Here is a 20,701-nt window from a genome sequence, read left to right on the forward strand (position 1 = left end):
GCCACCTCCCTTCAAACTACAACATGCCATCGGTTGCGAATTTTTTCGATCCAATCGGCACGTTCCATATTGTTATTCCATGGCAGTGCTGCTTTAATCCTGGAAAATCTCCTTTTTACATAGTACCCTTGTCCTGCAGGCAGGACTTTCAAACCACTCGAGGCCGTATTCGATTCCGAAAAAGGAATGCGGAAGAACGACAAATCGTTAGGGTCTAACGTCCCGAACAACAGTCCGCTTTGTGTTGCTTTAATATCCGTCACCCAGTCGGCACCGAATGTTGGGAAATCTGCGGCAACCCCCGCGATAATAACATGTACTCCACGATCTCTGCCTTGACGTACAATAGCAGCAAGTTGATCTTTCATCGTAAAATCATTCATCTGCTTCGCCAGTGTATCAGCATCATCTATAAACAATACAATCTCTGGGCCACAGCGATCCGCTCTAAGTCTCATGACCATATCATATACTTCCTGTATTAGCGGGCCCAGCTCTTCATCCCTAGAGGCATTCTTGCGAATATGAGGCAGATTGGAAAGCCGGCTTAAACCTTCTTCCCCATACCTCGTATCAATGGAATATATGTGCAGTTCATCAGGACAATAGTGGTAAGCCAAGGACAGCATCCATGTCAGCATAAAGCTGGTCTTACCGCTCTCGAGTGGGCTTGCAACCATAAAGTGCGGTCCTTCACGAAGACTGATATTAAACACTTCAAGGTCATCTGTCATGAGTCCAACGGGCACATTAAATATATCTTTTTGTTCTTGACTCCGAGTAAGTTGTGTATTCTGCAGCACTTCTGCTAGCGTAACGACTTCCGGAAGCGGTTCTATCTTCTGCGGTGTGGCGCCTGTGTAAGTATGATTTACGGTTCCAATCATTGTTCTTAGTTGATCCGCTCGCTCTGCCTCATCTAGACCCGACACAGGCAGAACCGTTTGGAACTCAAGTGGAGGTACATTCCCTTTAACAAGTCCTCGACCAGGAGGATAACCGTTAGGGACACGTGCCGGTCTTCCAACCGCATAATAATAATCGCTCGGATCAGCCATTTCAAAAGAAACCGCATTAGTTATATTGCTTCTGATCTTCTCGAAAATGTCTGTTATACGATTGGCTGTGACTACAAATGTAACTCCCAGACTTAGACCTTCTCGCATGAATATCTCCAGCTGTTCATTCTCATCCGGGTAAGAATTTCTAAAGGATAAGTAGCCGTCTATACATACGATAATCTGAGGCATGGTTTGTCCCGTGCTTCTGCGATAGGCTGTAACGGTCTTGACACCTGCTTCTGCTATTAATTCTCTCCTATGTGTGAAGACTTTGGCTAAATAACGAAACAGCCGTTTAATTCTGTCATCATCCTCAGCAGACATTACTCCTCCAATTTGCGGAAGCTGTCTAAAATCACGCATCATTCTGCCCATATCAATAACATATCCATGCCAATTGCTGCAGCTTCTGGCAAGCGACATGATCATCGTCTGTACAAAAGTTGTTTTGCCAAGGCCAGGCATTCCGTATACCGCAAGATGACCTTGACCTAAGTTAATGGTCATTGGTACCTGCTTCTGATTCGTCAGATCATCTACAATACCGACAACCGGTTCAAGTTGGTCCGCAGGGGCAGAGTCTGAACTCTCTGAGACTGAGCCATCCATAACCAGCTCTTCCCATCCGATGACTTCTGGTAATGGAGGAAGCCACGGGCCTTGTAATCTCTCAATCCCAGCTTGCTCGGCTACCTCTGAAATATGATCAATAAAGACTTGAAGCTGCTTGGAGGAGCCTTCCGACTGCATCATGGATACTCTCTCCCCCGTTAACAGAGGCTCTCGCTTACCATTTAATCTAACTTCCATAAGTGGAAGAGAAGAAGCACTATCATCGGTATGTGAGGTATAAGGTGCCCCACTCCATGCAAATTGCATTTCTTCAAATAATTCGTCACTGCCGACCTGAAAATAACCGCGGCCCGGCTTCGTGATCCAGGCGGCATTCGGAATTTTGATCATATCCCGGCTGTCTCCCTCGCTTTGAACCCGTAAGCAGATTCTGAATCTAGAGTTACTCCAGATCTTGTCATCAACGACACCGGCTGGTTTTTGTGTGGCCAGAATCAAGTGAACGCCTAATGTTCTGCCTATGGCAGCAATACTAATCAGCTCATCCATGAATTCCGGCTGCTCCCGTTTCAGCTGGGCGAACTCATCAATTATGATAACTAGATGCGGCAGTGGGTCGGCATGGTTTGAGCCCAGCCATTTATAATACTCATCAATATGCTGCAAATTCCCAGCATCATTCAGTATTTTCTGCCTACGCATCAGTTCTGCACGAAGTGATATTTTTGCTCTTTCCATTAATGATTGGTCAAGATTCGTAATCGTCCCGACAACATGAGGCAGCTTCTCAAATGTGTTGGACATTCCACCGCCTTTATAGTCGATCAGCATAAACGCCAAGTCATGCGGGTGAAATTCGGAGGCTAGAGATGCAACGATAGATTGGATTACTTCACTCTTTCCCGATCCTGTTGTTCCGGCAATTAATCCGTGAGGACCGTGCCCCTGTCGTTCTATCTTGTCATGAAGGTTAAGATATACTCTCTTGCCGCCAGCCCTTACTCCCATTGGCACAGGCAATGTGTTGGGAAGTCTGTTCCGGGTCCATCTGTCAGCGACATCAAGCTGTTCCACCCTGGATACTTCCATCATATCGAATAAAGGAAGCAAGGGAGGTATTTCAGAAGCAGAGGAGCGCTTCAATCGAAGCGGCGCCATATTTCGAGCACAAATCTCCGCCTCGGATCGTGTCATTCGATCGGGTACAAAAGCCTGATGTATGACATCTGCCTGTTCGGTCTTCTTGGAGTAGCTTCCTTCGTTCTTACCCGCCTCAACAACGAGCTGACAATGCATAGGCAAATGCTCTTTGCGGGAAGCCAGTATAATCGTACAAGTTGTAATAGCTTCAGGATCTTCCAGAATCAGAGGCAGCAAAGGTTCTTCTTCAATAATGTCTCGCTCGGACATAAGAACAACATACACTGGTATGTCTGGTCCTCTCTTACCTCTCTCTTTTCTTGAATTCTTACGGCGGTTCAGCGTCGTGTATAGACTATCTGCCAGCTGATGGGCACCGCTGTGTCTATCAGCCATAAACCGCTGTCCGCGTTCATCATCCCAAATGTGAGGGAACCAGCGCATCCATTCAAATTCCTCAGCTTCTTTTTCTTCATAAAAAGCAGCCAGCTTGACCTCATCCGGCGAATGTCTTGTCGTAATCTGTGTAATAATCACACGGAGCATAGATAGGACATCCTCACGATCTCCTACAATACCTACAATTTTTGACTCGTAGATTGGCAGTGCAATGGATGCACCTTCGACTGACACAAAATCTTCAGCCAATTCATGAGCAGCCTCGATCAGCGGTTCCCGCTCATAACCATCAAATCTTGGAGGAGCAATTGTAATTCGAAAAGGTTCAGCACCTATACCGGCGCGCACGGCCAGAAAATCATCATCATCGGGTGAACGCTCCCATAAAGAGCTGTGTCTGTTCTTTACTATCTGACTACACACTTCAGGATCCCCATGAATTTCATGGGTAATCTGAACCTGCCTCGCGGCTTCTCTCTCAAGCTCTTCACGATGCTTTGCAAGCTGCGATTTGTACATTTCTTCTCTCTCTACGAGCCTCTTATGATATTCTTTTTTATTGCTGAGGTATACAAAGAAAGGAATCGTATACGTTGCCAGCATCATTGTCATCATCACCATTTGAATGGTCATGTAACTACTGTTACCAAATCGACCAGTACGGCTCAAATAAAAATAAAGTCCCACCGTAGCCAATGTCATAACTAGCGGTATAATTAATGAAATCATCGAGAAAGAAGGTTTGCTGGGCTCAATCGGAGGACGCAGAATCTCCAATGTTTCCTTCTTGAGCACTTCCTTCATCCTCGGAGAACGCTGATACAACACGTTCAAGAAATTTTCCTCCCTTCGACAAGCAAAGCATGCTTCACGTTTGAACCTGGAGTTACTACCCTAAATTTTGATTTTGAAACAGCAATCTTCTTCCATATACGGGAGCTTCACTTTCTGTTGTCGAAAAAGCTTTTTGCAATCGAACAAAATTCCCTTCCCTAAGTCTTGTTTCGGTTAATTGTTTTGCATCAGGGAGCGTAAACCAGTTACCTTCTGGAAATTTAGCTTCCAATATATATTGAACGTTCTCTTGAGGCGGCTCGTTGAACATGCGAACAGACAGTACAGATTTGAAATACTGGACGGTGCTCTCATCTGGAACTTCAATATCAATCCATTCTCCCTCTCGTCTTGACTGAACGACTGTTAGAATCATCCCATCACGCCCTTTTCAGCTATGTCCATCGTCCTAAATCCATGTATACACATTTTGGCGAATTGTTTTACTAGTAATCTATCATATTTTCTTACAGAAGGCCCTTTATTGCAATCTCAACAGTGTATTTTTAAAGCAAAATACCTATGTAATCCAATTGATTCTATTACCATAGACTCAGCATTTCACTACATTTAATTTCAAATATATGAAAATTCGACAAACTTGCCGTTATCCCTCCATAATTTAATATTTTCTTGTTTTTTATCTAATTTATGAATTATGCAAAACCTTTAATTGTGAACAATTTTCAAACACTAATCATCTTTATGTTTCCATAAGCTAATTTTAAGGTAATTTTAAGCAACGATATTTAAAATTAGCAACATGAAACAACTCTAGTAATCTAGTTGAGGTGATTTCTGATGAGAACATTGATCTTTTTCCAAAACAAAAAAATTCCGGTTTATTTTAATGCTGAGAACAAGCAACCTGTACAAAAAACATTAAAGCTGCTAAGCAGTGCATTAGAACATAAGATTAATAACGGTAAACGCGCTTTACAAAAATGTTTGCATACATTAATCAGTATTGAAATCATCGGAAGCGAGGCGATTCTCCACAGTATTAGAGAGGACGACACGCTGGCACTATCCCTTTACTAAAGGGATAGTGTTTTTTTATATCCAGCAATGCCAAAGCCACAATACGTAAAATTCGTATTGTGGCTTGCTGACACCAATCTCATTGTTATTTTCAGAATTCCATTTCAGAATTTTACATCAATCATTTACTTGCGTTAATCAGTTCATTTACTTCTTTGGTAATTTCATCACCGCCGAGCTTTTTCCAGTTGGCGACAAAGTTATCAAATTCTTCGATTGGCAGGTTGCCATATATAATTTTCAGGAAGGTTTCTGCTCTGAGCTTATCAAGCGTTGCTGATTTCGTATTCATCGTTTTGGTTGGTGCATATATGAACTCATTCATGACAATCAGGTCGTTATCACGGTAGTGCTTGATCACAGCTTGCGAGCTTTCAGGTCCGAAGATTCGTTCCATATGCCATTTATCCAGGTTACCTGAACGATAATCCAAGATATCATCATAGAACAGCTTCGCCTCAAGTCCAAGTCCTGATATGTCCCCTGACTCCAGTGCCTTTTCAACTTCGTCCTGAGCCTGTACGTTCTTGTTGGCAGGAAGATTTGATACAGTTGCATTTTGGAAGCCGAGCCCTGTCATACCGTTCAGGTAGTCCGCGCGCTCTGTCTCCGCAGCTTCTCCAAACATTTTTTCGGCTTGGAAGTTCAGCAGCTTAATCAGTGCTTCCGGATGCTCATAGCCCTTACGTACAGCGAATATACCGCCGAGCGTCAGATGGTTTTGAGTCTTAGCCGGCTCATCATCAATGGATTGAACCGGGTATGGAAGCCAATCGACATTAGGATCATTCTTAATCATGCCGCTGACTTGGAACGGCGCCCATTGAGGCAGGAAGAACATGCCTGACTTCCCAGCATTAACGTCCTCCATCATTTTGGCGAAATCTTTCACACCGAATTCGGGATCAATTACGCCTTCCTTATACAATCTTTGGAGCTCTTGCAGACCTTCCTTGACTTCAGGCTGAATAGTTCCATTCACGACCTGTCCGGATTCATCCTTAATCCATGTTTCAAGATAGCCATGGTATCCAAGCAAGAATCCATTAATCGGCAGATCTTTGTTTAATGCGATTCCGAAAGTATCCTGCTTGCCGTTTCCATCCGGATCGTTAAATGTAAAGGCCTCTGCAATTTCAATAACGTCCTGCATGGATTGTGGTGCATCAAGTCCTACACTCTTCAGCCAATCTTGACGAATCCAGATCATATCGGATGAATCAAGGGAGCCTGGAAAGCTGACCATCGCATAGATTTTTCCATCCTTGGTTACAGGCTTCAGACCTGCGCCGTCCTCGGCTGACAGAAATTCTTTAACAAGATCGGAAGCATATTTATCATAGACCTCGGTTAAGTCCTCAAGCATACCCGCCTCATGCAATTGCTCGAATTGAACGGCGCTCACTTTCAGAACATCGGGCAAATCACCGCTGGCAAGTGTAACATTCATTTTGTCATTATAATTGGCATCCGCTACAACCCAGTCATAGGTAACCTCAATACCCAGCTCATCCTTATATCCTCTAAGCCAAATATTATCCGTATGGCTGTCACCTTCAGCGAGTGTTTCTTTGCCGGTCTCGTTCATCGTGGATCTCAGCTTGATTGGCGGATCATATTTGGTAAGCGGGCCCCCTGCATCCTGCTGTGGTGTCGCAGGTGTTGATTCAGCCTCAGTTCTCCCTGAACCGGATGAACAAGCAGCTAGTGTTGCTGTAAGTACTACTGACATTGATAACATCGTTATTTTCCTAAATGACATTCCCATGCTAATCCCCCTTTATTTCCTCCCCTGAGTTATATACTCATCGTACTAAGAAAGCGCTGACATCAGCGAGTGGTACGTCTTTACATCCGGTATCTTTTATTTACCATTTGTATATCAATTTTTTTGATCCCGATATTCTTGTGGAGTGCAGCCGATCGCCTTCTTGAAAAATCGATAAAAATAATGCTGATCGCTAAAGCCCACCTTAGCCGAAATCTCGTGCATTTTATACGTCGACCCTAGTAGCAGCTCCTTGCTGCGCTCCACTCTTTTCTCATAGATATAGTCAGAAATACCTTTACCCGTAATTCGTTTATACCACCTTGATAAGTAAGAAGGATTTAATGATACCAATTGTGCAATCCGAGTAAGCGAGAGATCATCCTCCAGATGATTTTTAATATAAGCATGGATGGCAATCAGAATATGAGATTGGTCTGTAATACGGCTGTCGCTCCTCTTGGAAGCAATCCACTCAAATGCAGACTGGTAAAATCTCACGAGATCCGGCCAGCGGGTCTGTATATTAAAATGGAGCATTTGGGATAGATCAATCTCTTTAAGAGCCGCTTCATACAAGCCGAGCTCATGCAGTACTTCCAGTAAGCAGGTTCCCGCCGCTGCGTATATTCTCATTCGTACAAATGGATCTTCGAGTCCTTCGGAAGCTGTATCCGTCCATTTGCGAAAGGACTCACTCCAATCCTTATCTCTCGTCGTTACTCTCTGTTTAATCTGCTCTAAGTGAAGCGAGGCAACAGCCAGCTTGTTCATCAGCATTGGAGTGTGACTGACTTCATTATGAACGTCAACGCGAAGCAGCTTCTCCATTCCTTGTCCCGGCCCTTCCAAAGCGGATAGACGGAGCTGGGCGATCACCTGACTAAGCTTCGCCCAGTCTACAGGCTGCTCGCTCACCATTATGGATACAGAAATATGGAGACAATTAGCGATGGATTGCTGCACGGTTTCGAGTGTTCCATGCACAAATCGCAGGATTCGCACCCACTTATCTTCCAGCGAATGATTCGGCGCGTTCTCCTTCATCTGTACAAAGCAGGCGATCACCTGATGATCCAGGTCAATTGCTCTTACACGGGTCTTATCTTGTAAATACTCCTCAGCGATATTCGCCGCTGCATAGCGTATCAGACTCCGGTCTGAGCTTGTTTCATAGTTGTTCCATTCCTCCACACGAATAACAATGGGCAGCACTAATTCGCTAGATGTAAATGGAAGCTGAATTGCATCAAACTCTTCCTGTAAACTGCTTGAATCCAGGTTCTCGTCTCTCTGAAGGAGGTCAATTAATAATTGCCTATGGAGCTGGGGCAAAGCACGCGGAAGCTTGCTATGAAACCAGCTGGTCTGATACCGAAAGTCGTTTTCCTCCTCAATTTGCCGTATTGCCAGGTCTACCGTCTTATGAATCTGACTCATTCCTTCTGTCTTCAGCAGGTAATCGACAACGCAAGGATTGCGAATCGCTTGGTGAGCATATTCAAACTCATTGTGACCTGTCAGCAATATGATCTTACAGCGAGGCCAGCGCTCCATAATCTCTTGGATTAGAGCCATTCCATCCATTTCAGGCATACAAATATCGTTGAGTACAATATCAATTTTCACTGTATTCAGCCAATCCATGGCTTCAATCGCGGAATAAGCTTTGATAATCTCTAGTTCGCTAATCTCCGCCTTCTGAAAGTAAGTATATAAACCGTCCAGAATAAGAGGTTCATCATCAACAATAAGCATTCGATACATCATCTATCTTCTCCCTTGAATGGTAAGATAAAAGTAACACACAAACCTCCCAGATGACTGCGGCTCACACAGAGCCCATAATCATTGCCGAAATGAATACGTAGTCTCTCGTGAACATTAATGAGTCCCGTAATTTCTTCGCCATCATGCCTATGTGCTGCATGCGATAATTTCTTAGACAATGTGCTCAAGGTTTCATCCGTCAGAGCTTCCCCATTATCTTCGATGCAGATCTGAAGCTGATTCTCATCATTCACATAAGATATTTTCAGTACCCCGCCTTGGATTCGCTTAGACAAGGCATGTTCGTACGCATTCTCAATCACAGGCTGGATCATGACTCTCGGAACCGTTACACCTCTGAACTGATGTTCCATATCGGAGACAATCGCCGTAACTCTCGAACCGAAGCGGATATTTTGGATCGCCAAGTACACAAGTGCATGATCAATCTCTTCCCCAAGTGATACCTCTGACTTGGAATCTCTTGTCATATAGCGGAAATACTGACCCAAATAATCCGTAAACTCCTGAATCAGCTCAACGTTCTCGACCTCTGCCATTTGTTTGATATTAAAGAAGCTGTTATACATAAAATGCGGCTTAATCTGGGACTGAAGATGCTTAAGTTCGGCTTCACTAGTCCGAATTCGGGCAACATAGTTTTCTTCAATCAAGACATGTAAGCGTTTTAGCATTTCGTTAAACCGGGAATACAAATAACCGAATTCGTCTCTCCTAGAATGATGAATGTGAATCCCCGTCTGTCCCTGTTCTGCCGTCTTGAATCCCCCGATGAGTACTGATAGAGGCTTGTGAATAGATTTATATACAGAGAAGGAAAAGATAAATATGATGACAATGGACAGTATGGTTAATCCCCACAGCCAAAGCGTAAATTTCTCCATAGGTGCTCTAAGAACCTGATGCGGAATACGGGCTGTTAATGTAAAGTAATGTTCGCGGTCAAAAAGAGAGTAATGGAATGATTTTTCTGTAACATAGCGTGTAATGTTCTGGGCCGGCTGTGATGCATCTAGAGTCTGTACGTTTTGTTTAAGATCATCCGGCTGATTTGAAGATGGGATAATCACCTGGTTGCGCTGTCCGAAGGACAGTGTAATCTCGCTCCCTCCTGTTTCAGAAAACTCTTGAAGCCGGCGCTTCAGCTCGGTGCTGGAGAGCCGAATACCGAGTAAGAAATTCGGGGTTTCCTCACGATTCATGTTATATGGATTGCTGCGAAGCAAGTATAGTTCGTCACCAATATGAGATAAAGCGCCATGCAGATTCCCCATTGAATCAATGAGATTCTTCCACTCTTCATCCTCTACATTTCGAATCCCGTCGACCGCACTGACTCTCTTATGTATAGCTGGCACATAATAGATAACATCACTGATATAAGGACTTGTTTCTTTGATTTGACTAAGTTTGCTATGGATATTGTTCAAAATCGAGGTAACTTCATAAGTATTCATTATAGGTATGCGTGTGCTCAAGGTGGACATCGTGTCATCAAAGGTATATTCATTGACCAGCCCGGTCATCCGTTGAAGCTCAAACTCTAGATGACTATGGTAGAAATGGAGCTTGGACTCATGGGCCCTCTCCACTTCAGCTTGCATTTGTGCAGAACTAGACATTGTAATCATGATGCTGATGACATATAACGGTAAAATAACGAGTACAAAAGCACCCATCAGCTTCACCACAATGGATTTTGATTTCCACATAGCCAGGAACCTTCTCAAGGTAATATCTGCTCCTCTCCTAACGCAAAAAGGAGCCGGAAAATGGCCCCTTAACTGCCAACTGCTGCTCCCTTGTGGAATCTTACCCTTTTACACTTCCTACAACAAGACCATGCACAAAATAACGCTGCAGGAACGGATAAATCAGCAGTATGGGAATGACGGACAAGAAGATTTGAGATGCTTGTGTTGTACGATCCGATATTTGATTCAATAGTGCTGCATCTTCAAATGTCATGCTGTCCGTGGAGATCGTCTGTACTTGCTGCAGCATGGACTGAAGGTACGTTGCAAGCGGATAATTATCCGGACTCTTCATATAGATCATACCGTCAAACCATGCGTTCCAGTGACCAACCAGCGCAAACAGAGTAACTGTGGCGATACTTGGCAAGGAGATCGGCAGGTAAACACTCCATAGTGTCCGCAGATGACCTGCACCGTCCATCCATGAAGCTTCCTCCAATTCTTTGGGCAGACCACGGAAGAAATTCAGCATCAGCAATACGTTAAAGATCGGCACCGCGCCGGGAAGAATTAAAGCCCATATGGAATCAAGCAGACCCGCTTCTTTTACAATGAGGTACCCAGGAATCAACCCGCCACTAAACAGCATAGTAAAAACGAAAATCCAGGCGTATGCCGTTCTTGAGCGAAACTTGTCCGCTTCCTTGGACAATGGATAAGCCACAAGGATCGTGAAGACGAGATTGACCAGAACCCCCAGCAAGACTCTCAGCAGGCTTGTGCCAAAAGAGTTAAGGAACTGCCTGTGCTCCAATATATATTGATAGGAGGATAGGGTGAAATCAACCGGCCAAAAGGTCACGCTTCCCGCTTTTACCGCTTCGCTTGAGCTGAAGGATATCGCCAAAATGTTCACAATTGGAAATAAGCAGAGCAGGGCAAGGATAGTTAAGATGACGTAGTTGAATACAATGAAACAGCGATAGGCATTGGTCGTATGATGCATGATGCAATAGCCTCCTTATTAAAAAATCCGATAGTTCGCAAAGCGATATGCTAAATAATAACCAAGCCCGATAAAGACGAACGAAACGACAGATTTGATAAGACCCAGTGCAGTAGATACCGAGTACTGTGCGTCTTGAAGTCCGATCCGGTAGATCATCGTATCGAGAATGTCCCCTGATTCATATACAAGCGGATTATACAAGTTAAAGACCTGATCAAAGCCTCCATTAAGCACATTGCCAAGGCTGAGTGTTACCATGAGAATGACAATGGGCCGAATTCCCGGAAGGGTAATATGCCATGTCTGCTTCCATCGCCCGGCTCCGTCAATAACAGATGCTTCGTACAAGGAGTGATCAATACTTGTTAATGCGGCGAGATATATGATGGTTCCAAACCCGAATTCCTTCCATTGATCTGTAATGACTAATATGTAGGGAAACCATTCATTACTTGCTAGAAATTGAATCGGGTCAATACCGACGGCTTTTAATGCCATGTTGACGATTCCGCTGCTGGGTGACAATACATCGACAATAATACTGGCCAGTATTACCCATGAGAAGAAATGCGGCATATAGATGATAGTTTGAATTGTTCGTTTAAATCCTGTTCTTCTAACCTCATTTAAGAGCAATGCCACAAGAACAGGAACAACAAGCCCCGTAACAATTTTCATCACCGAGATAAACACCGTATTCCATACTACTTGACCGAAGCCCGGCAAATCTAATAAGTACCTGAAATTATCGAGACCCACCCAATTCATATTTCTGAAGCCTGCGATCGGGGAAAAATTCTGAAATGCAATAACAAGACCCGCCATGGGGATATAACTAAAAACAAATACGAGAATAAGCCCCGGCAGGATCATTAGATGAAGCGGGATGTTTCGAATAAATTGCTTGATGTTAATTCGCATATGCCATCTCCTCCTTCAAATTGATTATAGGAGTAAGCTGCGTCGCTTTTATAGTGGAGGGTGTTGACATCAGGTATCTTTTGTTGACTTCTATCCTCTTAAGCGCAAAAAAAGAACCTCCTATGACGAAGGTTCCTTCGAGTAGATTTATCCGGCTAATTGATAAAAACAGACTTCCTTCGCTTCATCACTTCCTCAGTTCTGGCCGCCATTTCAATGCGTATCATAAATAGCTCAAGTAAATGCTCTCTCGTATTCTCTTCCTTACAGCTGTTTAATTTGTGCAGGATAAATCGATCAATGGACGTTGACATAGGTAACAGCCTCCTATTATTTATTCCTCAGTCCGGCGTGACTGTATTTCCCGCTTTTGATCCGGTACCCCAGAATTAACCATAAATTGTCATTTCAAAACAGCTGTACTCGAATTTGTTACTAATTATTTATCCAATCTCCGCGCAGCTTACGAATGAGCACGATTTGTCCGATGTGATAAGCATCATGCTGTACCCATTGAGGCAGCTGCTCCGTCAAATAAGCCACTTCGAGGTCCCTTGAAGACAAACCATTTTTCTCAATCTGCTGAAGCTCTTCCCTAATAAGCGAGTAGAGCTTCTCTGCCTCCTGACAAGTTGCAGCAAAAGCTTTCTCATCGACCGGATCCCCTGGAGAACCAAACGTTTCAATATTCGTTAATTTATCCTTTCCATTTTCCTCACCCGTTAACTTGTTCAAGACCTGTCGATTGTAATGGTTCATATGGTTTAGCGTTTGCCAGATGGTGTTCACTGAACCACCCGGTTTCCAGGCACCGATCTCAGCGGTTAATCCACTTAATGCTTTGGACAAAGGAACATACCAATGGTCGAGGTTTTCATTTTGAGCAACTTGCAGCAGAAGAGATTTCAAACCATAAGAGTTCATTATTGATTCATCCTCCTTCAATTGTGTAACTAGTTAAATATAATTTCTCGGGTTACAATGTAAATATACACGAAAAGAGAATTTTTGAAACCTTTTATTTTCGATTTATAAGTTACAACGATGTTATTTGATAATAGCCGTATTCAGCTGGAGGATGAACAAAATGGAAAGAATTTGGACCGATTTTGCAAACAGTCTATGGCATGACTGGAAGGGTCACGGGCAGAGCGAGGATCGACTGATGCAGACAAAATGGCAGCAATTTTTTTTGGAACGATATCAATATATCGATATACAGCAGCCTAGTACCGCAGAAGGACAAAGAATGATTGCACTTAGAGACAGACTGATCGAATCTTCCGGTTCTCTTGCACGCGGAGAGTCGCTGAAGGATGAGGATATTAATTTCTATAACAAAATAATGCATAAAAAATCTCTATTTCCTGAGATCGTCAAGCAAGATGAAGGATTAGTTCTGATGTATGCTGGCAGCATTCTTAACTGGGATGATATATTAGCGGATATTGTCATCGATTTTGCCAAAACAGTGATCAAAGGTGATCCGTCTCGAATTCGAATTTGTGATAATGAGAACTGTCGATGGATTTTTTATGATGAAACACGAAATCGGCGCCAGCGTTATTGTGATGACAAGCTATGCGGAAATTTGATGAAGGTCAGAAGATTCCGTGCAAAGAAAAAGGAAGAGCTGAAAGATTAATCACAGTGCTCGGTGTAAACTAATAATCATTTGATTACTATAGTAATGACCTCCATATATCTGTGCAAATAAGGCGGCCTCTTGCCGCCCTATATTTGTTTGAACTGTATGAACTCATCCAGGTGATCCCAGCCGTATGCAATTTCGGTATAATCTTCGCCCCCGATTTGAACGAGTTTATCCCCGGCAGGAACCCCGTGCCATTTTTCATAAAATGCTCGATACCTGTTATCCTTAAGCGCCCATAGAAACATAGAATCATGCCCTTGTTCCCGCAAAAATACCGCAATCGACTGCATCAATAGCAATCCGATTCCTTGCCTTCGATAGCTATCCAATATGTATATCGCGTATAACTCTCCTTTATATGGGAGACTATGAGTTCGGCTTGGCCCCCCGCTCGCAAAGCCAACGATCGCTCCTTCCTCTGTCTCAGCTACATACACCGCCATCTGATTATTACCCGGCTGCAGCTGACTCTCCCAGCTCATCATCCTCTGTTCCACCGATAACCCGGCAAGAACCTCATCCTTGATGACTCCTTTATATGCTGTTCGCCAGCTGTCTACGTGTACTCTAGCGATAGATTTTGCGTCTTCAAATACAGCTTGTCTAATGATCATTCGAATCCCTCCTGAATGAATATTAAGATTAGGGCACTCGCCATGAAGCGAATACCCTCTGTCACTTGAACTTAGGGTCTTATAGTCACTCTTGTTCCAACAGGAACTTTGCTCTCCAGATCAAGCACATCCTGATTGTACATCCTAATACAGCCATGGGACACATCATGTCCAATTGAAGATGGATTATTGGTCCCATGAATTCCATAATGTGGTTTGGATAACCCCATCCAAAAAGCCCCGAATGGCCCTCCCGGATTGGGCTGCTTGTTGACAATCGTTAAGTCTCCGACTGGTGTCTGCGTAACCATTGCACCAACCGCAACGGGATATGCTCGAACGACAACATCATTATCAAGCAAGTACAGCTGATGATCGGACAGATCGATTATAATTCGATAAACCGGCATGTGCATCCCTCCTATTCCATTCTATGCACTGCCGCATCGATAAGCGCAGTCTTAATCTTCTATTTCTTTACGCCAACCAGACTTTTTGTCGCGATTAATGCTATGCTTGGCATTTCGAGTACTTTTTTTGGCAGCAGCAGCCTCTTTATTCACTTGAAATTTAATCTCACGCAGCATCTTGTGATAATTCCCAAGCCGCTTGGCCTCCAGCTCGCCCATTTGTACTGCATTCCTGACTGCACACCCAATCTCCTTAACATGCTGACAATCGGCAAATCGACATTGCTGAGCGAGTTGTTCAATATCCCCGAAGGTACGGGACACTCCCTCTCCATCTTCCCAAATGGACAAAGCACGCATACCCGGGGTATCAATCAAGATTCCTCCCCCTGGAAGCCTGAACAATTCCCTGTGTGTCGTTGTGTGTCTTCCTCGACTATCTTCCTCCCGAACTTCCTGAGTCAGCTGTTGTCTCTCACCTGTAAGCCAGTTAATCATGGTTGATTTGCCACTGCCTGAGGAGCCGACCAGCGCAACGGTCTTTCCGGAGCCCGTGTAAACCTCCAAAGCTTCTTTTCCCAAGTAATGATGAGCGGATATCGGTATCACAGGAACGCCGGGAGCAATGGCTTCCGTTTCTGCCAGATAGGAAGTGAGGTCGTCACATAGATCACTTTTGCTCAGTACAATGACAGGATTAACCCCACTATTCCAAGCCATGATCAGATAACGCTCCAGCCTTCTCGAATTGTAATCTCCGTTCAGCGCGCACACGATGAATAAGGTATCGACGTTCGCAGCTATAATTTGTTCTTTAGTTTCAAAACCGGCAGCCTGTCTGGATATGACGCTGTTCCGTTCAAGCACTCCATGAATTAGAGCATCGTCATATTCACCATATGATTTTACGATAACCCAATCACCAACACCCGGCATACTCCCTTCGCCGAATAGAGCTCTTGCCTTTCCAGATAAGCTCCCGAACTTGTTCCCATCGGCAGTTAAGATGCCATACTTCTGTCCATAGTCTGCTGTAATCCGGGCAGGCTCAAAATGAGGGCGCGTTTCCTTCTCTGCATGGGTGTATGTGCTCATCGTAACTTCCCACTTCTGATCCCATGCTGCGGACCAGCCAAATTGGATTAATTCTGTTCTCTCTATCTTATTCTCCAAATGTTCTACCTCCATAAATTTGGGTACTCTCTTCTTAAAACAAGTCTCCCGAAGCAAACAAAAAACCGCAGGTATATATCCCTGCGGCATTGTCCTCCTCCAGCCCAAGACGAGCATCCCTCAACATGGGAAAAGGAGAAATCATAAAAAATCCGCATAGGATATACTCCCATACGGATATTAATCATCCCTTGATTGTTAGCTCTTCCATAGAGGACAGCTTAAACAATTAACCAATGACTATTGTCCGATCGGGAGACGATTGTTACAAGCAACATTTACGTTCGTCATTAGGTTACTCATAGATATCGCCTCCTTCATCATTTTTCCATATATTACAGGATGCCGCATTATAATGTCAATTTAAATTATTTGACATTCTCCCATTTCGTCCACATCTCTGTCGGATTCAGCTCGTATACTTCTTCTTCCCTGTACATAAAATCATGCATAATAAATTCTCTTCGGATCGTGGCATAATCTTCATGGTACTGTTTAATAAACTCGTTGATTTCTTTCTCCTGATACTTCCTTCCCTTCTCAAGCTGTTCTACTAGATGCTGAAGTACAATTAGTTTCTTTTTGTATTGAGCCGGAATCGATCTGAGCCTGCCTTCCTTCGTAAAGAAATTTTTCATAACGGAATCTTTCAATTTCTGTTTACTGTCCGTTTCAACCATCGTACTCTCTCCCTTAAATATGAAATTCAGTGATGCTTCGGCATGTTCCTTGATGAGATAAGGATACAGCGTAAAATATATCGTATTCTTGTCTCTCCGCTCTTTAATAAGTCCTGCTTCTCTCAGCTTTGCAGCATGATGCGTTACTGTTGGCTGAGATAGATTTAATTTGTCTGCGAGCATTTGTCCATTCATTTCTCCTTGAGATAATAACAGCATCATCCGCATCCGATTTGGATCGGCGAGTGCCTTATGATAATTCACAATCTTATCGAGCTGCATTACTATACCTCCACATCATATATTGAGCTAAGCTTATGTCATTTAATTAGATATTCATGATATTTGATAATTGTCTAATTAGATAGTATTCTTTTGCTTCACGATTGTCAACCTGAACCATGAATGATTTCGGATTACTGGTATTCATCAGCAGAATACGGTAGGATAATAAATACTTGAGAAAAAGATTGGAGCAGAAAAGGGAGATGAAATGCAGCATGATGAAAGACATTATCATCATCGGAGGAGGACCTTGTGGTTTATCTGCAGCCATCGAGTGCGGCAAACAGGGACTATCCTCTGTCATTATTGAAAAATACAATGTGGTGCAGTCTATCTACTCGTATCCAACAAACATGCAGTTTTTCAGTACGGCTGCATTGCTGGAAATAGGAGATATTCCGTTCAGTACACCAAACGACAAACCCTATCGTTATGAAGCTCTGGCTTATTATCGCAAAGTAGCCGCACATTATAACCTGGAGATTTCACTGTATGAAGAAGCTTATGAGATCAGTCCTCTCGAAGAGGGCGGGTTCCGAGTAAGCTCCCATAAAAGAACTGGTGAAACCATCTATTACGAAGGACGAAATGTGGTTGTAGCCACAGGATATTTTGACCACCCTAATTATTTAGGCATTCCTGGAGAACAGTTAGATAAAGTAACCCACTATTTTCGTGAAGCCCATCCTTATACCAGGACAAAAGTAACCATTATTGGAGGAAGTAATTCTGCAGTAGATGCGGCTATGGAGCTGGCTCGTGTAGATGCCGAAATCGATATGGTATACCGCGGACATAGTATCTCAGAGCACATCAAGCCATGGGTGCGTCCTCTATTTGAAGGATTAGTATCCAAAGGCAGAATTAAATTACATCTCGGATCACGGGTCACTGAGATTCTTGAAGATCGTGTAATTGTCACTCCTAATGATGGGGCGGATTTTGAGCTGCCTAACGATTTTGTACTGGCGATGACTGGTTTTAGACCGGATCGAAAGCTGCTCACCTCTGTAGGCGTATCGATGTCCGATGATTTGGATAAACCATTGTATAATTCGGAAACAATGGAAAGTAGTGTTCCTGGAATTTATGTAGCCGGCGTCATTGCTTCTGGCCGGAATGCGAATGAAGTGTTTATTGAATCAGGCAGATGGCACGGGAGATTAATTGCCGAGCATATTAAAGGGAAAAATGGATTATAACGGTGTAGGGAGATGAACAAAATGGATATGACTTCCCTGTTATTACTCGGATTTGCGGCTCTTGGAATCTTTAGTAATAATACGCCGATTACGATTGCCGTTGTCGTGCTGCTGTTGATCCGGATTACGGGAGCTCAGCAGGCTTTTCCATGGCTTGAGAAATACGGGTTGACCGTCGGGATTATTATTTTGACAATCGGAGTCATGGCTCCACTGGCTAGTGGTAAGATCAGCATCGATATACTCCTATCCTCTTTTATGCATTGGAAATCGCTTGCCGCCATTGCTGTCGGGATGCTCGTTGCTTATCTGGGAGGTCGAGGCACCTTCTTAATGAGCGGTCAACCAACCGTCGTAGCTGGACTACTGATCGGCACCGTTCTAGGTGTAGCTTTATTTAAAGGCGTGCCTGTTGGCCCCTTGATTGCAGCAGGTATCCTCTCTCTACTCATTGGAAAGTCATAAATAAGCGAGGGCAATCATACTTCTCTATGCAGTTGACGGCCCTTGCGTATTTTGCGTGGAATGTTTATGGACACCGGTAAACTGTGATATACTCATATCAATTGTCAAAAAGCAAAATACATAGTTGCAGCAGGAGGATAAGCTATGCCAAGACAACTGGTTACTGAAGCCGTGATGGTCGCAATTTATGGTCAGTTGCTGGAGCCTTCAGCGCCTGTAGAATACCTCATACCTTATACCACGGTCTTGGAATTGTATGAATTGCAATCCAGCACGGAGCCTTTAATGGGATCTCCCCAAGAAGATCAGCACGTTAAACAGAAGATCGGAGAACTTATTTCTTATTTTGAGGAACCTTTTAATAGAAAGAAAATTAGCAGAGCGCTCCAAGTACCCTGGGCAAAAAGCGCTTCAATTCCGCTTGATGATCACGTATCAATTATTATTGTTGGTGCAATGGACACGGCCCAATACGGGGAATTTTTTGATCCGATTGAGACAGAGCTACTACTCACCGCCCAACGTTATCAGCAGCCGCTTCTTACAGATCAAGTCGAATGGATTGGCCGTATCATAGAAGCCGGTGTACCAGTACAAGTGTATGATATCGAGGATTTTGATTTTGCCTTAGAGAATAATGATTTCACAACAGGACCTGCCTAATTAATCAATGATAATTTGTTTGTTCGTTACTTAAGAAGCCGCGATATGCGGCTTTTTTTCCATGCTAACTTATTCTAACTACATTAAATACGGGGCCAACATAACTACCCGAGCTATTACTTCCAGAAGTATTCATAATCATTCTTAAGACGTCACCAGCTGTATCACCCCCTGCCCGATCACTCACTTGTGGCAGTATATGTATACGATCCGCTTACCGATATTGAAAAATAGATTTTTCTTCTTAAAAACAAAAAAACAGCCCCTCCCCGTAATTCAATTACAGGAGAAGCTGTTCTTAGTTCAATTCAGTTAGTTCTAAATAGTCGGACAGTACACGGGCGGTAACAGGTGAAAGCTTAGGAATCTCATTTAATGCAAAAAAACGCATGGGCCCTTCTTGCATTGAGCTATAGTTTAGTTCCGAATACAGTATTCCCTGGGCTCTAAAGACGCCTATCACATAATATTCCTCATCTCCTGAGGGAAATTCCCGCTTGAATTCGGGTCCAGAGAGAAGTCTTTCAAACTTCATTTCTTCGGCAGTAAGTCCTGTCTCCTCCCATAGCTCACGATAAGCCGTATCCTCAAGCATTTCACCTGGCTTCATTACACCTAAGGGCATATACCATAGGCCATCGTCTGCGCGTTCTTGGAGCAAAATATGACCTTGATCATTTACTACGGCTATTGCCGCCTTCACAGTAATCATTGCTTTGTTTGCAACATATTGGGCCATATCTTTTTTGGCAGAAGTCACTTCTTCGTCCCCTCCCTCAAAGGCATAATCGCTGTAAATGCAATCCGATTCACTAACTTTACGCATTATTCAGTTTCGTAATGGTATATAATATCGTCCTCTGCTTCAATATATCCCACATCCAGACGATGTCCTTTCAAATACCAATGATCATGCTCTTCCATAAAAAATAATACACCGGATACTTCTGTACTCTCCACCGGATACTCTGGCTGTTCGACTGAAATACCGAGTGAGAAGCCCGGATGAAGCCCGCCGCCCGAACTATAACGGGCATAGAAACGAATGGCTTCGCCATCTTTGACACCTAGTTCTTTTTTGTACCAGTTTGCGGCTGATTCCGTCACATGAATACTCATTTAAAAGGTCAACTCCCCATCGTTTTGTGTCTATATTATCATATCGTCCTTGCGCTCGGATTACAAATGACAGATCTGTATCTATAAGCTTGTCAACACCTTATTTGAAACACCCAAATTGTGAAAAATGTTTGACAGATATTTATTCCAGTGGTAATATCCTTTCATACGATTCCATGTAAAAAAAAATTCCAAATGAAAG

20 protein-coding genes are annotated in these 20,701 nt (G+C 43.5%); 5 read left to right on the forward strand and 15 right to left on the reverse strand.

Going from position 1 to position 20,701, the window contains the following annotated elements:
• Positions 1-11: 11 nt before the first annotated feature.
• A complete protein-coding gene (gene essC / locus ACFQ3J_RS09720) occupies positions 12-4,007 on the reverse strand; it encodes a type VII secretion protein EssC (protein WP_251583289.1) in 3,996 nt (1,331 codons plus the stop codon).
• 55 nt (positions 4,008-4,062) lie between these two features.
• Positions 4,063-4,383 carry a hypothetical protein gene (locus ACFQ3J_RS09725; RefSeq protein WP_251583288.1) on the reverse strand — a complete coding sequence of 107 codons (321 nt, stop codon included), beginning with the start codon at positions 4,381-4,383 and terminating at the stop codon, positions 4,063-4,065.
• Positions 4,384-4,808: 425 nt separating this feature from the next.
• Here ACFQ3J_RS09725 and ACFQ3J_RS09730 point away from each other — a divergent pair, with 425 nt between their 5' ends.
• Positions 4,809-5,048, forward strand: a complete 240-nt coding sequence (locus tag ACFQ3J_RS09730) for a hypothetical protein (RefSeq protein WP_091155370.1) — start codon at positions 4,809-4,811, stop codon at positions 5,046-5,048.
• Positions 5,049-5,169: 121 nt separating this feature from the next.
• Here ACFQ3J_RS09730 and ACFQ3J_RS09735 read toward each other — a convergent pair whose 3' ends face one another.
• The 7 genes from ACFQ3J_RS09735 to ACFQ3J_RS09765 all read right to left on the reverse strand — a co-directional run bounded on the left by ACFQ3J_RS09735 (position 5,170) and on the right by ACFQ3J_RS09765 (position 13,158).
• Entirely contained in the window at positions 5,170-6,816 is a 1,647-nt protein-coding gene (locus ACFQ3J_RS09735) for an extracellular solute-binding protein (RefSeq protein WP_091155368.1), read from the reverse strand.
• A 114-nt stretch (positions 6,817-6,930) separates the two neighbouring features.
• On the reverse strand, positions 6,931-8,586 hold the full coding sequence (locus ACFQ3J_RS09740; protein WP_251583287.1) for a response regulator transcription factor: 1,656 nt from the start codon (positions 8,584-8,586) through the stop codon (positions 6,931-6,933).
• A complete protein-coding gene (locus ACFQ3J_RS09745; protein WP_251583286.1) occupies positions 8,583-10,319 on the reverse strand; it encodes a sensor histidine kinase in 1,737 nt (578 codons plus the stop codon). The genes ACFQ3J_RS09740 and ACFQ3J_RS09745 overlap by 4 nt, the downstream gene beginning before the upstream one ends.
• Before the next feature lie 100 nt (positions 10,320-10,419).
• Positions 10,420-11,310: a carbohydrate ABC transporter permease gene (locus tag ACFQ3J_RS09750; protein ID WP_251583285.1), complete on the reverse strand. Its 891-nt coding sequence runs from the start codon at positions 11,308-11,310 to the stop codon at positions 10,420-10,422.
• Between the two features lie 18 nt (positions 11,311-11,328).
• A complete protein-coding gene (locus ACFQ3J_RS09755; protein ID WP_251583283.1) occupies positions 11,329-12,234 on the reverse strand; it encodes an ABC transporter permease in 906 nt (301 codons plus the stop codon).
• Between the two features lie 155 nt (positions 12,235-12,389).
• On the reverse strand, positions 12,390-12,548 hold the full coding sequence (locus tag ACFQ3J_RS09760; protein ID WP_251583281.1) for a hypothetical protein: 159 nt from the start codon (positions 12,546-12,548) through the stop codon (positions 12,390-12,392).
• Positions 12,549-12,669: 121 nt separating this feature from the next.
• The gene (locus ACFQ3J_RS09765) at positions 12,670-13,158 is read right to left on the reverse strand and encodes a DinB family protein (RefSeq protein ID WP_251583279.1); all 489 of its coding nucleotides are present in this window, start codon (positions 13,156-13,158) and stop codon (positions 12,670-12,672) included.
• Positions 13,159-13,321: 163 nt separating this feature from the next.
• On the opposite strand from ACFQ3J_RS09765, the gene ACFQ3J_RS09770 reads away from it, so the two are divergent.
• Positions 13,322-13,879: a CGNR zinc finger domain-containing protein gene (locus tag ACFQ3J_RS09770; protein WP_170862374.1), complete on the forward strand. Its 558-nt coding sequence runs from the start codon at positions 13,322-13,324 to the stop codon at positions 13,877-13,879.
• A gap of 89 nt (positions 13,880-13,968) precedes the next feature.
• Here ACFQ3J_RS09770 and ACFQ3J_RS09775 read toward each other — a convergent pair whose 3' ends face one another.
• The 4 genes from ACFQ3J_RS09775 to ACFQ3J_RS09790 form a co-directional block, all read right to left on the reverse strand.
• Positions 13,969-14,502, reverse strand: coding sequence for a GNAT family N-acetyltransferase (locus ACFQ3J_RS09775; RefSeq protein WP_251583278.1), 534 nt, complete (start codon positions 14,500-14,502; stop codon positions 13,969-13,971).
• A 71-nt stretch (positions 14,503-14,573) separates the two neighbouring features.
• Complete coding sequence (locus ACFQ3J_RS09780) at positions 14,574-14,912, reverse strand: L,D-transpeptidase (RefSeq protein WP_091155350.1); 339 nt, start codon at positions 14,910-14,912, stop codon at positions 14,574-14,576.
• A gap of 51 nt (positions 14,913-14,963) precedes the next feature.
• Positions 14,964-16,007: a ribosome small subunit-dependent GTPase A gene (gene rsgA, locus ACFQ3J_RS09785; protein WP_379293294.1), complete on the reverse strand. Its 1,044-nt coding sequence runs from the start codon at positions 16,005-16,007 to the stop codon at positions 14,964-14,966.
• A gap of 446 nt (positions 16,008-16,453) precedes the next feature.
• Complete coding sequence (locus ACFQ3J_RS09790; protein WP_091155345.1) at positions 16,454-17,047, reverse strand: DUF2087 domain-containing protein; 594 nt, start codon at positions 17,045-17,047, stop codon at positions 16,454-16,456.
• Positions 17,048-17,268: 221 nt separating this feature from the next.
• On the opposite strand from ACFQ3J_RS09790, the gene ACFQ3J_RS09795 reads away from it, so the two are divergent.
• The 3 genes from ACFQ3J_RS09795 (at position 17,269) to ACFQ3J_RS09805 (ending at position 19,380) form a co-directional block, all read left to right on the forward strand.
• Entirely contained in the window at positions 17,269-18,252 is a 984-nt protein-coding gene (locus ACFQ3J_RS09795) for a YpdA family putative bacillithiol disulfide reductase (RefSeq protein WP_251583654.1), read from the forward strand.
• 21 nt (positions 18,253-18,273) lie between these two features.
• Positions 18,274-18,717 carry a DUF441 domain-containing protein gene (locus ACFQ3J_RS09800; RefSeq protein ID WP_251583276.1) on the forward strand — a complete coding sequence of 148 codons (444 nt, stop codon included), beginning with the start codon at positions 18,274-18,276 and terminating at the stop codon, positions 18,715-18,717.
• 144 nt (positions 18,718-18,861) lie between these two features.
• Complete coding sequence (locus ACFQ3J_RS09805) at positions 18,862-19,380, forward strand: ADP-heptose synthase (RefSeq protein WP_091155341.1); 519 nt, start codon at positions 18,862-18,864, stop codon at positions 19,378-19,380.
• A 298-nt stretch (positions 19,381-19,678) separates the two neighbouring features.
• On the opposite strand, the gene ACFQ3J_RS09810 is transcribed toward ACFQ3J_RS09805, so the two are convergent.
• Both ACFQ3J_RS09810 and ACFQ3J_RS09815 read right to left on the reverse strand, forming a co-directional pair.
• Positions 19,679-20,140: an NUDIX domain-containing protein gene (locus ACFQ3J_RS09810; protein WP_170862373.1), complete on the reverse strand. Its 462-nt coding sequence runs from the start codon at positions 20,138-20,140 to the stop codon at positions 19,679-19,681.
• A gap of 65 nt (positions 20,141-20,205) precedes the next feature.
• A complete protein-coding gene (locus tag ACFQ3J_RS09815; protein ID WP_251583275.1) occupies positions 20,206-20,499 on the reverse strand; it encodes a HesB/YadR/YfhF family protein in 294 nt (97 codons plus the stop codon).
• Positions 20,500-20,701: the final 202 nt, after the last annotated feature.

The organism is Paenibacillus provencensis, from assembly GCF_042678545.1.
Classification (GTDB): domain Bacteria; phylum Bacillota; class Bacilli; order Paenibacillales; family Paenibacillaceae; genus Paenibacillus; species Paenibacillus provencensis.

Excerpts from the sequence above, each read along its gene's own strand:
- ACFQ3J_RS09725 (WP_251583288.1), bottom strand. The coding sequence starts at position 4,383 with ATGATTCTAACAGTCGTTCAGTCAAGACGAGAGGGAGAATGGATTGAT.
- ACFQ3J_RS09730 (WP_091155370.1), top strand. The coding sequence starts at position 4,809 with ATGAGAACATTGATCTTTTTCCAAAACAAAAAAATTCCGGTTTATTTT.
- ACFQ3J_RS09735 (WP_091155368.1), bottom strand. The coding sequence starts at position 6,816 with ATGGGAATGTCATTTAGGAAAATAACGATGTTATCAATGTCAGTAGTA.
- ACFQ3J_RS09740 (WP_251583287.1), bottom strand. The coding sequence starts at position 8,586 with ATGATGTATCGAATGCTTATTGTTGATGATGAACCTCTTATTCTGGAC.
- ACFQ3J_RS09745 (WP_251583286.1), bottom strand. The coding sequence starts at position 10,319 with ATGTGGAAATCAAAATCCATTGTGGTGAAGCTGATGGGTGCTTTTGTA.
- ACFQ3J_RS09750 (WP_251583285.1), bottom strand. The coding sequence starts at position 11,310 with ATGCATCATACGACCAATGCCTATCGCTGTTTCATTGTATTCAACTAC.
- ACFQ3J_RS09755 (WP_251583283.1), bottom strand. The coding sequence starts at position 12,234 with ATGCGAATTAACATCAAGCAATTTATTCGAAACATCCCGCTTCATCTA.
- ACFQ3J_RS09760 (WP_251583281.1), bottom strand. The coding sequence starts at position 12,548 with ATGTCAACGTCCATTGATCGATTTATCCTGCACAAATTAAACAGCTGT.
- ACFQ3J_RS09765 (WP_251583279.1), bottom strand. The coding sequence starts at position 13,158 with ATGAACTCTTATGGTTTGAAATCTCTTCTGCTGCAAGTTGCTCAAAAT.
- ACFQ3J_RS09770 (WP_170862374.1), top strand. The coding sequence starts at position 13,322 with ATGGAAAGAATTTGGACCGATTTTGCAAACAGTCTATGGCATGACTGG.
- ACFQ3J_RS09775 (WP_251583278.1), bottom strand. The coding sequence starts at position 14,502 with ATGATCATTAGACAAGCTGTATTTGAAGACGCAAAATCTATCGCTAGA.
- ACFQ3J_RS09780 (WP_091155350.1), bottom strand. The coding sequence starts at position 14,912 with ATGCCGGTTTATCGAATTATAATCGATCTGTCCGATCATCAGCTGTAC.
- rsgA (WP_379293294.1), bottom strand. The coding sequence starts at position 16,007 with ATGAGCACATACACCCATGCAGAGAAGGAAACGCGCCCTCATTTTGAG.
- ACFQ3J_RS09790 (WP_091155345.1), bottom strand. The coding sequence starts at position 17,047 with ATGCAGCTCGATAAGATTGTGAATTATCATAAGGCACTCGCCGATCCA.
- ACFQ3J_RS09795 (WP_251583654.1), top strand. The coding sequence starts at position 17,269 with ATGAAAGACATTATCATCATCGGAGGAGGACCTTGTGGTTTATCTGCA.
- ACFQ3J_RS09800 (WP_251583276.1), top strand. The coding sequence starts at position 18,274 with ATGGATATGACTTCCCTGTTATTACTCGGATTTGCGGCTCTTGGAATC.
- ACFQ3J_RS09805 (WP_091155341.1), top strand. The coding sequence starts at position 18,862 with ATGCCAAGACAACTGGTTACTGAAGCCGTGATGGTCGCAATTTATGGT.
- ACFQ3J_RS09815 (WP_251583275.1), bottom strand. The coding sequence starts at position 20,499 with ATGAGTATTCATGTGACGGAATCAGCCGCAAACTGGTACAAAAAAGAA.